We start from the raw sequence: 14,929 nt of genomic DNA, 5'->3' as shown, positions 1-14,929 counted from the left end.
TGCAGAACTACAAGAAAGCCTCTCGCAACACTGAGTTTCGACTCTATGCTGCGAAAGGCTTCTCTTCGGCTTCAATTGTGTTTACTTGATCTTCGCGCCCAGATATTCCCGGTTCAGCCGGGTTATGCTTTCCAGCGATACCGAAGCGGGACACTCAACCGCGCAGGCACCCGTAAAGGAGTATGCACCAAATCCTTCGGAGTCCATCTGGGCCACCATGCGCTCGGCCCGTTGCCGACGCTCGGCCTGACCCTGCGGAAGTAACGCGCAGAAAGACATACCCGGATCGATATCGGCCATTTTGTATTCGACTAGCTTACCAGGGGTGCTGGCATTAATTCTGTCGCCAGATTTCTAGCGTGACATTCATGCGAAACGGCTATTGGTTGGACCTCTTCTTGCGACTCAGCAAAGCGATAACGGCAGTAGTCACGACAACCCCCACCAGCACATTCTGCACGAGACCTTTCCGGTTGTATTTCCAGTCGGCTTTCCAGCCTTTTTCGGCAAAAATGTTGGGGATGTGCCCCCGCTTCAGGTCATCTACAATACCCTCTACCACGTTAATCCGGTCGGCGAGGAGCAGCGGTAGCCAGTGGCCGTACTCCGACTCACTAAACGTAAACGCATACCGGCGTATGACCCCGCTCAGGCCAGTCGGTGGCGACGACGTGCCAAATACCGCCGTCAGCGAAGGGCGTTCGGTAGACTGAAGCACTTCTACCGTAGCTGTCTGTAACGGGGGGCGTTCCCAGTTTAGCCGCTGGTGGTCGTCACCCGTGTAGTTTTTCATGGGATAGGTCGGCTCGTTGCGCGGGTCGGCATCGATTCCCCAGCCATTTATGTGCGAATAATCGCCCGGTGTTTGTTCGGCTATCGGCGTTGGTTCCATAATACAGTTTATTTCCTGGCAGAGGGGGGAATCAGAATGGGTTTGATGCAGTTGTCCAGCTTGGCCGAAAAAATGTGATACGCGTCAGAAACTTCTTCCAGAGGCACCCGGTGTGTAATGATTTCTTTGGGATTTAAACGGCCCGCCTGAATGTGATCGATGAGCCTGGGTAACAAGCGTTTGACTGATGCCTGATTCGCCCGGATCGTGATGCCTTTGTTAACAACGTTACCAATGGGAACCAGGTTATCGGTAGGGCCATACACGCCCACAATAGATACGATACCGCCCTTCTTGACGGAGTTGATGGCCCAGTGAAGCGCCGTAGCCGAACCCGCCTGAAGCAGTAACTTTTTGCCGGTAATCGTCTGCAGCGCGCTCCCGGATGCATCACTTCCTACGGCGTCGATACACACATCGGCTCCGAACCAGTCGGTGGTTTTCTTGATGAACAGAACCGGGTCTTTCATCGACCGAAAATTGTACGCTTCGCACTGGGCGTATTTACGCACGAAATCAAGGCGGTATTCGAGGTGGTCGATAACAATGACACGACCTGCACCAAACAGCCACGCGCATTTAGCGGCCATAATACCCACCGGCCCCGCGCCGAAAACGACAACCGTATCGCCCTGTTTAATGCCGCCCATTTCGGCGGCCTGGTAGCCCGTCGGTACGACATCGGTCAACAAAACAGCGTCGTCATGGTCCATCCAGTCGGGAATGATAGTCGGCCCTACATCGGCGTAGGGTACCCGAACAAATTCTGCCTGACCACCGTCGTAACCACCAGCCGTGTGCGAATAGCCAAAGATGCCGCCTACGGCCGTTGCTTGGGGATTCGATTCGTGGCAATTGCCAAATAACCCCTGCTTGCAAAAGGCACACTTTCCGCAGGCAACGTTAAAAGGAACGATGACATTGTCGCCAACTTTCAGGTTCTGGACCGATGAGCCGATCTCGTCCACTACGCCGATGAACTCGTGGCCAAAGGTCATGCCCACCCGGGTATCCGGGACCAGGCCATGATAAAGGTGTAAATCTGAGCCGCAGATACAGGAGCGGGTTACCCGCACAATAGCATCGTTGGGGTGTAAAATTTCAGGAATTGGTTTTTGGTCGGCCCGCACACGGAACGGACCTCTGTAATTCATGGCTAGCATACGTCAGGAGTTTACGTTGAGTAATTCGAAAAACTACCAGACTATTGGTTGCCCGAGTTACCCGACGAGGTACCACCCGTTTTACTACCCTGCTTGGTGCTGCCCTGTCCGGCATTTTTGCTGCCCGTCATGCTCTTCCCTTTGGCCGAAGAGGAAGAACCCGAAGTAGTCGATGCGCTGGACGAAGCGGAATTCGTCTTTTTTGAGCTTGCTTTTTGCTCGGCATCTTTGTTATAGGGAACTCCGCGGCCCAGTGTCTGGCTGGTGTTAGCCTGGCGGGCGTTATTCTGTGGAGATGAACTCTGGGTTCCTGTAGTGCTTCCCTTGTTGCTACCGCCTGTGCTTCCACCGGTCTGAGCCCAGACGCTTAGCGGCCCCAGTAACAAGGCCATAGCGAGTGCAATGCCTACCTTTTTCATGTTGTACGTTGATTTAAGAACGTGGTTATCACGCTCTCGTAGAACCAACGCATTCAGGTCTGGGTACGCAATGGAATGCGGGAAGTAAGGCAATGGTCTTTGGCTACCTACACGTTTGTTTGGGCCAACTGACCTGGCTACCAACGCGCATAAGTGAGCTGAACAACCAGGCTCTCGCTGGCCCGGCTGGCTACTCGCCCGTTTCCGCATTCGGGGCGTCGACGGGTTTGGATTGGGGTGAACCTTTCTGCCGTAGAAAAATGGATAGTACGACAATGGCCAGAACGGACAAAAATTCGCTCTGCCAGTTCTGCAGCGACTGAAACCAGAACTCACTTGTACCCAGGAACTGCCAGAGCGATAGCTGCTCGAGTTTGCCCATCAGTACCTGTTCGGCATTGTATTGCTTGGCACCACCCACAGCGTGCAGGAAAAAGGACAGAGCAAACAGCAGGAAAAAAGCAATGCTGAGTGAGTTTTTATAGAGCGATAATACCCAGCCGCCCTGCCGAACGGGCCACGGAGCGTCTTTGCGGGAGGGTGATGGCTCCCGGTCAACCTCTTCTTTGCCGTCCAGACTCTTCGATTCAGACGAACCCTTTTGCCGAAGTGAAACGGTCAAAACCACGTACAGGCCCATTTGCAAAAATTCGCTTTCCCAGTTTTCAAATACAGCTTCAATGCAGTGGCCACTGGTCAGGTAAGCCCCAAACGTTAGGGGCGAGCGCCCGTAATCGCTCAGCTCGTTGTTGAACTCGTGCCAGCCGACAATGAGCTGGCCCAGCAACGTCAACACCGTAATAACCAGTAGTAATATGGAAAGGCCATTTTCATGCAGAAACTTTTTCATGGAAAACGTACGGATGAATTTGGACGATGGAGTACAAAAATAAACCTGTATAAGCACCAAAGCCCCGACAGTTCGGGGCTTTGGTGCCTGGTAAAAAAATCAGAAAGTGATGGCTAACGGGTTAGCTTTTAGCTACTTCGTGCAGCGATTCGGCTCCAATCAGTTTTTTGTACAGCGTCAGTGCCTGCGCCACGACCTGATCCATGTTGTAGTACCGATACGTACCCAAACGACCCACGAAGTGAACCCCCGTCTGCTCGTCGGCCAACTCCTTGTATTGACGATACAAAGCCGCATTCTCGGGGCGAGGAACCGGATAGTACGGATCTCCCTCGTCCTGAGGATACTCGAACGTCAGGCTTGTTTTCGGGTGTTCCTGGCCGGTGAGTTTCTTGTACTCCGTGATGCGCGTATACGCGTGATCATTCGGATAGTTAACCACCGAAACAGGCTGGTAATCGGGCGTATCGAGTGTCTGGTGATCGAAGCGAAGTGACCGGTACGGAAGCTTGCCAAAACAGAAATCGAAATACTCATCAACCGGCCCGGTATAAATCAGTTCATCGAACGACAATTGATCCCGCACCTGCTTGAAATCGGTGCTCAGCATCTGGTGGATGTTTGGATGATCGACCATCTTTTCGAACATTTTCGTGTACCCGTGGAGCGGCATGTACTGGAACTCGTCCGTAAAATACCGGTCATCCTGGTTGGTACGGGTCGGAATCCGGGAAGTGACCATTTTGTCAAGTTCCGATGGATCGACACCCCACTGTTTGCGCGTGTAGCCCCGGAAAAACTTCTCGTACAGATCGCGACCTACTTGGCTGACAACGACATCCTCGGACGTACGAATTTCGTCGACCTTCTCCCCAACGGTCTTAAAATACTCGGCTAGCTCTTCTGATGTGAAGTTATGGCCGTACAACTTGTTAACGGTGTCGAGGTTAATGGGAATCGGAAGCAGTTTTTCATCGACAGATGCCAGCACCCGGTGCTCGTAAGGACGCCATTCGGTAAACTGCGACAGATAGGAAAATACATCGGGCGAGTTGGTATGAAAAATATGCGGCCCGTACAGGTGAATCAGGATGCCATCTTCATTGGGGCAATCATAAGCGTTGCCGCCAATATGATGGCGTTTGTCGATGAGTAAAACAGTTTTTCCGGACTGGCTGGCTAAGCGTTCGGCCAACACACTACCGGCAAACCCGGCGCCAACAATGGCATAGTCGTAATGCATAAAACGGAATTGAATTAGTAACAGATTTATAGTTCTTCAAACGGAGGCTGACTTCGTTCATCTTGCGCGCTGATCGCGTGAACGCTTTTCTGGTAAATGGGGATGTGTACAACGTAGACGGCAGCCCATATCTACAGAAGAATCAAAAGCAAAATCTCCCTAGCTTCCTGTGTAACACGGAATATAGGCTAATGGATTATTAATAGCCTATTCTATTAGGCTACGGTCCATCCTTCCCGGGCTGACGGGGTATCGGACCGTTCCCTTATTTCTTGTTTTGTTTCAAAAGCGTCTTTCATAAGCGAGTGGTTAGAACCGGAGCCGGGTAGTCATCATCCTATGGTTTTACCCGTGGTTAGCCAGATTGATACCGGCAAGCAAAACCGGCCTGTAAGCAACAGGCCTATTGTTGTGATTATATGATACACCTCATCAACAGCGGTCAACGGTCGCTTGGGGTAACGTTTCCGACCGAAGATCAGGCAAAGGTCGTGCTATGGTCCCCAACTGCCAAACACGTCGCCATTAAAATTTACGGGAATCAATCCGCGATTCCGTTAAAGCAGGAAGTATTGGGCTATTGGTGTTTGACCACCAGCCAGATCAAACCCGGAGACCTTTACACATATATTCTTGATGGTGAGCGGGAGTGCCCGGATCCGACCTCGCTTAGCCAGCCCCAGGGCGTACATGGCCCCTCGCAGGCTGTCGATACGTCCGCTTTCCATTGGGAAGATCAGTGCTGGGTAAATCCCGCGCTGGATAGTTACCTGCTGTACGAAGTACATACGGGTACCTTCACCGAGAAGGGAACGTTTCAGGCACTGGAGAAAAAGCTGGATTATTTGAAAGCTTTGGGCGTAAATGCCATCGAAATTATGCCCGTGGCTCAGTTCTCCGACTCCCGCAACTGGGGTTACGACGGCGTGTATACTTATGCCGTCCAAAACTCCTATGGCGGAGCTGCCGGGTTGCAGCACCTGATCAACAGCTGTCATTACAAAGGGATCGCCGTGGTGCTGGACGTAGTTTACAATCACTTCGGTCCGGAAGGTAATTACGTGGGTGAATTTGGCCCATACCTGACCGACAAATACTACACGCCCTGGGGGAAGGCCATCAATTTTGACGATGCCTGGTGCGATGGTGTCCGTCGATACGTACTTGAAAACGCGCTGATGTGGTTTCGGGATTTCCACGTAGATGCCCTGCGGCTGGATGCTATTCACGCCATTAAGGACTTCAGCCCTAGGCATATTCTTCAGGAACTGCGGGAGGAGGTCGACAAACTCATGGCAGAAACGGGTCGTCGGCATTACCTGATGGTCGAGAGTGATTTGAATGACCCCCGTTTTATTAATCCGGTAGCCGAGAACGGGTATGGTATGGATGCCCAGTGGATGGATGAGTTTCATCATGCCCTGCGGGTTTCTGTAGGCGAGAATCCGCTGGGTTACTATGCCGATTTTAAGGGCATCGGGCAACTGGCCAAATCCTACCAGGAAGCTTATGTATACAATGGACAGTTCTCATCGGTCCGCCATAAACTCTTTGGTCAGCGTGCCGAAACGAATGCAGGGCAGCAGTTCATCGTTTTTTCGCAGAACCACGACCAGGTGGGTAACCGGAAACTGGGTGAGCGGGCAAGCCAGCTCTATAGTTACGAAACGCTCAAATTAATGGCCGGAGCCGTACTGGTCAGCCCGTATATTCCGCTGCTGTTTATGGGCGAAGAATGGGGCTCGACCGATCCGTTCTTGTACTTCGTCGGTCATACTGATCCTGAACTGGTAGAGGCCGTCCGGCGCGGTCGTCAGGAAGAATTTGCAAGCTCTCATTCGAACAAGGAAGTACCCGACCCCGAAAGTAACGAAACCTACGAACGCGCCAAGCTACAGTGGACGCTGCTGGAGCAGGAGCCGCACCAGATTTTGCTGCGTTACTACCAAACCCTGATCGCCCTGCGCCAGCAGTTACCCGCCCTGGCGCATCTGGAACGCAGGCAACTCGATGTTGTAGCCGACGAAGCAACGGAAACCCTGATTTTGCACCGCTGGTACGAGGATCAGCATGTGCTTTGCCTGATGAATTTTTCGGATCAACCCCAGTCGATGACTTTATCGGACGTTGGAGAACCCGGCGCCGACTGGTACAAACTAATCGACTCGGCCGACCCCGTCTGGCAGCCAAATTCCCCAGCGGAGGCCAGCGCATCGCCCGAATCTAGGTCGGTTTCTGAAACAATTCAGGTAAAACCTGAGTCGATTGTAGTATATGCACAACACCATGAAAAATCCCGTTTCCACGTACCGAATCCAATTTCACAGCGGCTTTACCTTTCGTGATTTTGAGCGTACCATTCCCTATCTGGACAAGCTGGGCGTCCACACCGTTTACGCGTCACCCATAGTCGAAGCCGTGCCGAGCAGTATGCATGGCTACGATTCCGTCAATCCCCACCGAATAAATCCCGAAATCGGGACCGAAGCGCAACTGAGCGCCATAAGCAAGGAACTTACCCGGCGGGGCATGCGCTGGGTGCAGGATATTGTTCCTAACCACATGGCCTTCCATCCGAACAACGCCTGGCTGATGGATGTGTTGGAAAAAGGTCAACTGTCGCCGTATGCTCGCTTTTTTGACATAGACTGGCAGAGCCCGGTGCACGAAGGCCGCCTGATGGTTCCTTTTCTGGGAAGCCCCCTGGACGAGGTTATCGAACAGGGTGATTTGAAAATCAGGCCAAAAGAGGGTACGTTCGAGATCGCTTATTTTGATACGGTGTATCCACTGCACGCCCGCTCTTACAAGACCATTTTGCAGGCGAGTGACGAAAAGCCAACCCCCGCCATTCAGGCACTTCTGACGCAGCTTGATCACCTTTTATCGATTACTGATCCAGAGGGTTATACCCAACAAACTGCCGACTGGCAGAAGTCGCTGGCTGAACTTCGGTCTGATGCTGATAGCCAGGCTTATATCAAAAGGTGCTTAACGCTGGTGAATGAGTCGCCGGTACGGGTTAAGCAGATTGCCGACGAACAGCCCTACCGATTGTGTTATCACGCAGAAACCGATCAGCAAATTAACTACCGCCGGTTTTTTACGGTCAACTCCCTGATTTGTCTGAATATTCAGGATCCCTTTGTTTTTGAGGCCGTTCATGAGCTGCCGAAACAAATGCTTGAAGCCGGAATGTTTCACGGCCTGCGCGTTGACCACATTGACGGCCTCAATGACCCTAGTCGTTACCTGGAGCAACTCCGGGGAATGGCTGGCCCGGAAGCCTACATCGTTGTCGAAAAGATTCTGCAAAATGACGAAGAGTTGCCACTATACTGGCCCATTCAGGGGGCAACGGGCTATGCTTATCTGTCGATGGTGAATAACCTGTTCACCCGAACCGAAAGTGAAGCCAGCTTCACTCGTTTTTACCACGCGTTGCTGGGCGAAAAAATGGCCGTTCGTCAGGAATTGTACGACAAGAAGTCAGCTATCCTGCACCAGCACATGAATGGTGAACTGGATAACCTGGATGCACTTTTCTGTCTATCAAACCTGATTGATCAGGACCTACTGGCGAGTGTAGAGCCCGAGCAGTTGAAGGCCGCCATCGGTGAGTTCCTGATTCAGAGTCCGGTGTATCGGTATTATGGCAACCAGATGCCGTTGAGTGCCGAAGAAAGTGATGCTGTACGAGCGATCTTTGATCGGGTCAGGAAGCGGAACGAAGCATTGACTACCGCCGTCGATTTGCTGGAGGAAGCCATTCTGGAAAAAACACAGTCGGCGGGAGATGCCTACAATGAGCGGGCACTACGGTTCTACCAGCGGTGCATGCAATTTACGGGGCCGCTGATGGCTAAAGGTGTGGAGGATACGCTGATGTATACCTACAACCGGTTTATTGGCCACGATGAAGTGGGTGATTCCCCCGAATATTTTGGATTGACGGCCGATGCGTTTCACCAGAAAATGCTTGATCGGCAGACGCACTGGCCACTGGCACTGAACGCAACCTCAACGCACGATACCAAACGGGGCGAGGACGTACGAACCCGACTGAACGTACTCACCGAACTCACGGATGAGTGGATTGCCACGGTTCAGGAATGGCAGCAACTCAACCGGGATAGTAAACTGCATGACCCCGATAATGAGGCCATCCCCGAAGATGGAGCCCCGGATACCAACGGAGAATACTTTATTTACCAGACACTGGTGGGTGCTTACCCGATGCCCGGCCAGGATGAGGACGATTTCCCCAATCGCCTGACGGAATACCTGGAGAAAGCCATGCGGGAGGCCAAGCGGAACTCAACGTATAATGAGCCCAATGAGGCCTACGAAGAAGCCACTAAAGCCTTTGCGTTGCAGCTGCTGGATCGGAAACGACCCTTCTGGAACAGCTTCCGGGCTTTTCACCAGCGGATTAGTGATTTCGGTATCATCAATTCGTTGGCGCAGGTTGTTCTTAAATGTACATGTCCCGGTGTACCTGATATTTACCAGGGTTGCGAGGGCTGGGACCTGAGTCTGGTAGATCCGGACAACCGCCGGCCCGTCGATTTTGCGGTTCGCCAACAGTGGCTGGATGCTTTGACCGCGAACGATTCCGCAACTACGTGGGCCGATTTGTGGAAAGACCGGTATGATTCCCGCATCAAGCTTTGGCTGGTACACACCCTGCTAACCGAACGCAATCAGAATCCTGAACTATTTGCCAATGGTCATTACATCCCGTTACCGATCGAAGGCCGATACAAAAAGCACGTGCTGGCCTTTGCCCGGCAACATGAACAGACCTGGTACGTGATTGCCGTGCCGTTGGGGGTAGCGCTGTTGGGTGGCGAGCAGAATGATATTTTTGGCTTAGACTGGCAGGATACGCGCATCATTTTACCCGTCGACGCTCCCGATAAGTGGCAGCACTGTTTGCTGGGTAGCGCAGGCGAAGCGAAGAACGGGCTCCTGGTGGCTGACTTATTTGCCGATTTGCCGCTGGCCGTGCTTACGCTGGAAAGCGCTCCCGTGAGCGCAAGAAAGGATAAAATGATTCAGATTTAACCGCCTTGGTCAGTTGAGGATTTGATAAGAATAAGAACCTGATTGTAAACAACTTCTTTTATGGCGTATTGGGTAGCGGTTATTGGCGGGTTTTCGCTTGGTTTGCTGGTTGGTTGTCAAACCGGCGTTCGTGACCTTGATTTTACGAACAAACGATTTGGGGCCACTTTCAACATTGATTCTACCAAGGGAATTGATAGCACGAACCTGGCAATGCTGAGCGACTCAAAAGCCGTCTACAGTTTTAGCGAGGATGGAAAAGGAACAAATCACATACAGATGGGTATGCTGTCGAAAGATACGCCCTTTATCTGGAAAGTGCAGGGCGACAGTCTGTTGATGGATAACAAACGCTATTTGGTTAAGCCCGAGAATCAGGGTTTTGTGCTGAAGTCGGATTCGGCAAAGATTTTCCTGATCCAGCAACCGTAGTTGGTGAAGGTAGGCACGGTACCGGCAAACGTTAGGGCCTGCGAAATTATGATGTCGCCCATGAGTCATGATTTTGCAGGCCCGATAAATACCTTACTTCTCGTTTATGTATGGCCGCTTTTTCATCAAACCACCCCCAATCCGTGATCGATCTGGTTACGTTCCTGTTCAATCGCCGGGAAACCTTGCTGAACAACTGGCGAACGGCCTGCGAAGCGGATGCGTCACTCAAAAAAATCGCTACGCTAACGCGTGAAGAGTTCAATAATTTAATCCCAGCTATTCTGGATTCGCTGGAACAGCAGTTGCTGAATCTGCCTGTTCAGACAGACCCGGTACTGGCCGCCAAGACGCATGGCCTGCAACGCTGGCAAAAGTCACTTAGTCTGCCAAATCTGTTCAGTGAATACAACCATTTGATGGGGATTCTATTTGACGAACTGGGGGTCTTTCGCCAGGTCTTCCCGCAGGCTGATCCCGACCTTGTTCTTCAGGCTCAGCAACGCATTATGCTGTTAATGACCCAGACATTGGGCGGCAGCGTTGTTAAGTACGACGAGCTACAACGGCTGGAAGCCGCCAACCGGGCAATTAGCCTTGAAGAAGCTTTACAGGGAATGGAGAATATGTCGCGCCAGCGGGGAGACATGCTGCGAACGTCGTCTCATGATTTACGGAGTGGGCTTGGGCTGAGCATGGGCGCGGCTTCAATTTTACAGATGGACGACCTAAGTCCGGAAGAGCGTCATCAGTACATCGACATGCTGAACCGCAACCTTGCCAGCGTTCAATCGTTGCTGACGGGCCTGATGGATTTAGCCCGGCTGGAAGCTGGCCATGAACCGCTCGAGCTGGAAGAGTTCGATGTTGCCCGCCTGTTAATGGAACTGGTCGATATGGCTCAGCCCATGGCTCAGGCAAAAGGAATCATTTTACGGGCCGATGGCCCGGAAACCCTGGTGGTTAAAACAGATAGGCTCAAAATTCATCGTATCGCGCAGAATCTATTGGTGAATGCCCTGAATTATACGCCCTCCAGCTTAGATCGCCCCGGCATGGTGTCCGTATCCTGGTCGTCTGAGAATGATTGGCGATGGGTATTCAGCGTGCAGGATTCCGGGCCGGGTTTGCCCGCTGGCCTGGTGGACTTATTTCATAAGCAACTCAGGCCAACGGTTGAGCCAATCGGTGTGCTTTCTCCGGATGAAGTCCAGCCGGCTGCACCGAAACCCAATACCAGCCAGGAGCTACCCGCCGATCCGTTGCAGAACGAGCCCGCCAGTTCCGCTGGCAAGCACGGCGAAGGGGTAGGTTTACAGATTGTCAAGCGGCTCAGCGAAGCCGTAGGAGCAAGTGTTGAGATTGAAAGTATAGCCAGACGGGGTACCCTGGTACGCATTCGAATGCTTATGCAACCGCCCGTCTAGTTGTCGCTGCCAACTGCCTTGAAACGGCGCTACTTCGTGGCGACATAGAAAAAATCCAGACTCCCGGCGGGGTCTTTGCTTACCAGATAATCGGTGTAGTTGATTTCGGCCGCCAGTCCGTCGGCCTGCAGGAGCCGGTTCCGGTTCAGGCGATTCATTAGATCGTATGGCACTTGCAGCAGTCGGCGGGGCAACCGGTATTGCAGATTGAAAATATCGAAGCGCGTCAGTTTCTTAACGGATTCCTTATTCTGTTCGTAATAGGTCATGACTTTCTCATTGCCATGAATACCGCGCGTGTCTACCTGTGGAAAGTACTTCGCCATCAACGTCTTCAACCCATCGGCGTAATACTCCCGAACATGCCACGGGTTGCGGGTAAGCGAAAACGTTTTGTTGACGGTGGTCAGCAGTAGTTTGCCGCCTGGTTTCAGCACACGGTGCGCTTCCTTGATAAATAAATCGTCGTTTTCGATATGCTCGATCACCTGAAAGGTCACGATATAATCGAATGTATTGTCGGGTAAGCTGCTCAACGGCGGTATGTTGGCGGCAATAAAAGTCGAGTGAGGGTATTCGGCGCTCAGACCGGCAATCAATTCTTCGTTTTTGTCGATGCCCGTATAGTGATCGGCCGCTTTCGTCAGCAGCTCCAGACCCCGGCCCCAGCCGCACCCAATTTCGAGCACCTTGCCCCGCACAATAGCGGCTGCTTCGACATAGGGGAACAGGAGTCGTTGGTGAACGGGGTTGTCCGAAGCAATTTCGGCGGAAGTAATTTCGGTTGTCTTATACATGCGTTTGCAATTCAGTGGGCAAAATTACTCTTTTGTGGTAAGTAAAGAAAAATGAACCGCATCAGTAACCCAAAACGGGCTCTTTTTTCGTTATTACTTGACATGCCAAAAGCAAACTTACGCGGCAGACCACCGTTGCGGTTGTAAGGCCCTGTAGATCTGGAAGCCCTAGAGATTACCCCATTGTTTTATGCGTATTCTATCTGCTTTACTCCTCATTTGTTTCCTGTCGGCGGGCTGTTCCTCCAGTAAAAAAACGCAGCAGGCTCGTGCCAATGCGGCTTATGACGCCCGCACTGAAGCGCAGCGAAACCAAGTTAACCGCCCGGTAGCTTCCCGACCTGGAGAGGTCCGGCCTGGAGAGGCCGGACCTCAACAAGCTCCGCGAAACTCCGCCGATGCATCGCGAGATGATTCCCGACGCACCGAACGCCCGAACGAGCCCCGTTCGACGGCAACGGCTGGTCAAAACCAGGCACCCGTTAAGGTAATGACGGATGGCCCCGCTCTGGGCACAACACCCGCCGTATCGGGTAAGGCTGCTGGCGAGTGGATGGTGACATCAATCAAAGGAAAGTTTCTGGCCACCGATACCACCAGCGTTCGGGTGTACATGGATATAACGGCAAAGTCGCCAACGGGTGAGCCGGTGCTCAATCCAACGGACTTCACGGAGCATTTTCTGATCGCCTACGTTATGTACCCCGATTACAACAACCGGGAGCGCCTGGGGTACGGTACGGTACCACTAACGGCCCAGAACATTAACGTACAGGGCGATCATTTGACGCTAATGTTTGATGTAAAACGGCCTAAAGATGCGGCCAACGCCGTTCTGCTGACCGAGATTACCGAAACGACAAATGGCACGAAAGCCCGTAATGATCTGTCGCTTCGCTTCAGGGCAACCAAATTGAGCGACCGATTTACGCTGTTCGATAAAGCCGGTAAACAACCTCAACTGCGTAATTACGTAAACGTGGGTGACACCATTCTCATTCGTGATGTAAACGGTATCAGCAAACCCTTATACGGGTTCCGGTATCGGCATGACTTCGAAGCAGCTTCGTCGCCGATGAATACGTCGCCCCGGCCGGCCGCCAAATCATTGACGGAAGATTCAACGATGACCATCTCGACGAATAAGCCATTCGTTATTCCGCGCGAAGGACTCTATTATTTTCTGGAAGACACAACCGATGCCGCTGGTATTGGCCTGGTAGTAACCGACAAACGGTTTCCGAAGCTAACCCGCCCCGAAAAACTGATCAAGCCCATTCTGTACATGAGTACCAGTTCGGAGATCGGGGAACTGAACCAGGCGCAGGATACAAAAAAAGCGTTCGACCGATACTGGCTTAGTTTAATGTCGGGCAATGAAGAAGTAGCCCGAAAAACCCTGAAGGCGTATTTCGACCGGGTTGAAGAAGCCAATCGGTTGTTTACGAGTTACAAAGAGGGCTGGAAAACTGATAAAGGCATGATTTACATCGTCCTCGGAGCTCCCGACCGGGTACAACGGAACCGCGAACGTGAAGTGTGGGTTTATAATCGCCGGGCCAATGTCTCGGAAGTAAACTTTACCTTTACGAAAAAACCGAATCAATTTGTCGAGGATCATTACGAACTGGTGCGCTTCATTGAGTATCAGCCGGTCTGGTACCCGATTGTCGAAGCATGGAGAACCGGAACAATTCGCGAGTAAATCGCCCCACTAACTCCCGTCCTGGAGGACATCGGCCCGGCGGGTCACGACCACAGTTTCGTCCGCAGCCCGACGAGATGGTGTTTGGTATTCAGTCCGTTATCGAAACCCTCAAGTCAGAGCAGCAGATCGATAAATTATACATGGAGAAAGGGATGAGCAATCCCGATATCCAGAATTTGGCGTTTCAGAACCGTGTGACCATTCAGCGGGTACCAGTCGAAAAACTGGATCGCCTGACCCGGAAGAACCACCAGGGCGTGGTTTGTCTGGTAGCGCAGGTGCAGTACGTGAAGCTTTCCAACGTCATCGCCGACGTGTTTGAACGGGGCGAAACGCCCTTCTTTCTGCTCCTGGATCGCATCACCGACGTTCGGAATTTTGGCGCCATTGCCCGTACCGCCGAATGTACAGGTATTCAGTGCATTGTTATTCCGGGTCGGGGGGCCGCTGCCATTAACTCCGATGCCATGAAAACATCATCGGGGGCCCTAAACCATATTTCAGTTTGTCGAGAGCCCGAGCTAACGGAAACGGTCAAGTACTTGCAGGAATCGGGAGTGACTGTCGTGGCCTGTACCGAAAAATCAAGTCGTGACCTGTACGAGCGGAGTACGGATCTGACGGGGCCTATCGCAATCATCATGGGATCGGAGGAAGACGGTATCTCACCTGAGTTACTTCGCATGGTCGATAACCACGTTAAGATTCCGCTGCTGGGCGCTGTTGGGTCATTAAACGTATCGGTAGCCACGGGCGTGGTGCTCTACGAAGCTGTCCGGCAACGGAGCCTGATCGCTAATGCGGGGAATGAAGGGTAGTTGTTATCGTAACTGGGAACGTGCACTGTGACGTCAGTTCTGAGAAACTGGCAAACGTGGTTACCTATAACCGACACCACAGCATTACTGCCACCAACACGTAAAAAAAGCAC

At 52.2% G+C, this 14,929-nt stretch carries 12 protein-coding genes and 1 pseudogene; 6 read left to right on the top strand and 7 right to left on the bottom strand.

The window, feature by feature from the left end:
* Positions 1–81 precede the first annotated feature (81 nt).
* From ACYU87_RS05205 to glf, 6 genes and pseudogenes are all read right to left on the bottom strand, one after another.
* Positions 82–270: pseudogene (locus ACYU87_RS05205) on the bottom strand (succinate dehydrogenase/fumarate reductase iron-sulfur subunit); the annotation flags it as partial.
* A 109-nt stretch (positions 271–379) separates the two neighbouring features.
* Complete coding sequence (locus ACYU87_RS05200) at positions 380–892, bottom strand: hypothetical protein (protein WP_461132959.1); 513 nt, start codon at positions 890–892, stop codon at positions 380–382.
* Between the two features lie 8 nt (positions 893–900).
* Positions 901–2,055: a zinc-dependent alcohol dehydrogenase gene (locus ACYU87_RS05195; protein ID WP_461132958.1), complete on the bottom strand. Its 1,155-nt coding sequence runs from the start codon at positions 2,053–2,055 to the stop codon at positions 901–903.
* Positions 2,056–2,096: 41 nt separating this feature from the next.
* A complete protein-coding gene (locus ACYU87_RS05190) occupies positions 2,097–2,474 on the bottom strand; it encodes a hypothetical protein (protein WP_461132957.1) in 378 nt (125 codons plus the stop codon).
* Between the two features lie 190 nt (positions 2,475–2,664).
* The gene (locus ACYU87_RS05185) at positions 2,665–3,324 is read right to left on the bottom strand and encodes a DUF6766 family protein (protein WP_461132956.1); all 660 of its coding nucleotides are present in this window, start codon (positions 3,322–3,324) and stop codon (positions 2,665–2,667) included.
* 121 nt (positions 3,325–3,445) lie between these two features.
* On the bottom strand, positions 3,446–4,567 hold the full coding sequence (gene glf, locus ACYU87_RS05180) for a UDP-galactopyranose mutase (protein ID WP_461132955.1): 1,122 nt from the start codon (positions 4,565–4,567) through the stop codon (positions 3,446–3,448).
* 419 nt (positions 4,568–4,986) lie between these two features.
* On the opposite strand from glf, the gene treZ reads away from it, so the two are divergent.
* The 4 genes from treZ to ACYU87_RS05160 all read left to right on the top strand — a co-directional run bounded on the left by treZ (position 4,987) and on the right by ACYU87_RS05160 (position 11,493).
* Complete coding sequence (gene treZ, locus ACYU87_RS05175; RefSeq protein WP_461132954.1) at positions 4,987–6,912, top strand: malto-oligosyltrehalose trehalohydrolase; 1,926 nt, start codon at positions 4,987–4,989, stop codon at positions 6,910–6,912.
* Positions 6,854–9,634 carry a malto-oligosyltrehalose synthase gene (treY, locus tag ACYU87_RS05170; protein ID WP_461132953.1) on the top strand — a complete coding sequence of 927 codons (2,781 nt, stop codon included), beginning with the start codon at positions 6,854–6,856 and terminating at the stop codon, positions 9,632–9,634. The genes treZ and treY overlap by 59 nt, the downstream gene beginning before the upstream one ends.
* Positions 9,635–9,694: 60 nt before the next feature.
* Positions 9,695–10,066 carry a hypothetical protein gene (locus tag ACYU87_RS05165; protein ID WP_461132952.1) on the top strand — a complete coding sequence of 124 codons (372 nt, stop codon included), beginning with the start codon at positions 9,695–9,697 and terminating at the stop codon, positions 10,064–10,066.
* 110 nt (positions 10,067–10,176) lie between these two features.
* The gene (locus tag ACYU87_RS05160) at positions 10,177–11,493 is read left to right on the top strand and encodes a sensor histidine kinase (protein WP_461132951.1); all 1,317 of its coding nucleotides are present in this window, start codon (positions 10,177–10,179) and stop codon (positions 11,491–11,493) included.
* A gap of 29 nt (positions 11,494–11,522) precedes the next feature.
* On the opposite strand, the gene ACYU87_RS05155 is transcribed toward ACYU87_RS05160, so the two are convergent.
* Positions 11,523–12,290: a class I SAM-dependent methyltransferase gene (locus tag ACYU87_RS05155; protein WP_461132950.1), complete on the bottom strand. Its 768-nt coding sequence runs from the start codon at positions 12,288–12,290 to the stop codon at positions 11,523–11,525.
* A gap of 190 nt (positions 12,291–12,480) precedes the next feature.
* Between ACYU87_RS05155 and ACYU87_RS05150 the strand changes: the two genes are divergently transcribed.
* Positions 12,481–13,995, top strand: a complete 1,515-nt coding sequence (locus tag ACYU87_RS05150) for a GWxTD domain-containing protein (protein ID WP_461132949.1) — start codon at positions 12,481–12,483, stop codon at positions 13,993–13,995.
* Positions 13,968–14,816, top strand: a complete 849-nt coding sequence (rlmB, locus tag ACYU87_RS05145) for a 23S rRNA (guanosine(2251)-2'-O)-methyltransferase RlmB (RefSeq protein WP_461132948.1) — start codon at positions 13,968–13,970, stop codon at positions 14,814–14,816. Before ACYU87_RS05150 ends, rlmB begins: the two co-directional genes overlap by 28 nt.
* Positions 14,817–14,929: the final 113 nt, after the last annotated feature.

The sequence above is a fragment of the Spirosoma lituiforme genome, assembly GCF_054776635.1.
This window is presented reverse-complemented; position numbering and strand designations above follow the sequence as displayed.

Coding starts and splice junctions, on each gene's coding strand:
- ACYU87_RS05200 (WP_461132959.1), bottom strand. CDS start 892: ATGGAACCAACGCCGATAGCCGAACAAACACCGGGCGATTATTCGCAC.
- ACYU87_RS05195 (WP_461132958.1), bottom strand. CDS start 2,055: ATGCTAGCCATGAATTACAGAGGTCCGTTCCGTGTGCGGGCCGACCAA.
- ACYU87_RS05190 (WP_461132957.1), bottom strand. CDS start 2,474: ATGAAAAAGGTAGGCATTGCACTCGCTATGGCCTTGTTACTGGGGCCG.
- ACYU87_RS05185 (WP_461132956.1), bottom strand. CDS start 3,324: ATGAAAAAGTTTCTGCATGAAAATGGCCTTTCCATATTACTACTGGTT.
- glf (WP_461132955.1), bottom strand. CDS start 4,567: ATGCATTACGACTATGCCATTGTTGGCGCCGGGTTTGCCGGTAGTGTG.
- treZ (WP_461132954.1), top strand. CDS start 4,987: ATGATACACCTCATCAACAGCGGTCAACGGTCGCTTGGGGTAACGTTT.
- treY (WP_461132953.1), top strand. CDS start 6,854: ATGAAAAATCCCGTTTCCACGTACCGAATCCAATTTCACAGCGGCTTT.
- ACYU87_RS05165 (WP_461132952.1), top strand. CDS start 9,695: ATGGCGTATTGGGTAGCGGTTATTGGCGGGTTTTCGCTTGGTTTGCTG.
- ACYU87_RS05160 (WP_461132951.1), top strand. CDS start 10,177: ATGGCCGCTTTTTCATCAAACCACCCCCAATCCGTGATCGATCTGGTT.
- ACYU87_RS05155 (WP_461132950.1), bottom strand. CDS start 12,290: ATGTATAAGACAACCGAAATTACTTCCGCCGAAATTGCTTCGGACAAC.
- ACYU87_RS05150 (WP_461132949.1), top strand. CDS start 12,481: ATGCGTATTCTATCTGCTTTACTCCTCATTTGTTTCCTGTCGGCGGGC.
- rlmB (WP_461132948.1), top strand. CDS start 13,968: ATGGAGAACCGGAACAATTCGCGAGTAAATCGCCCCACTAACTCCCGT.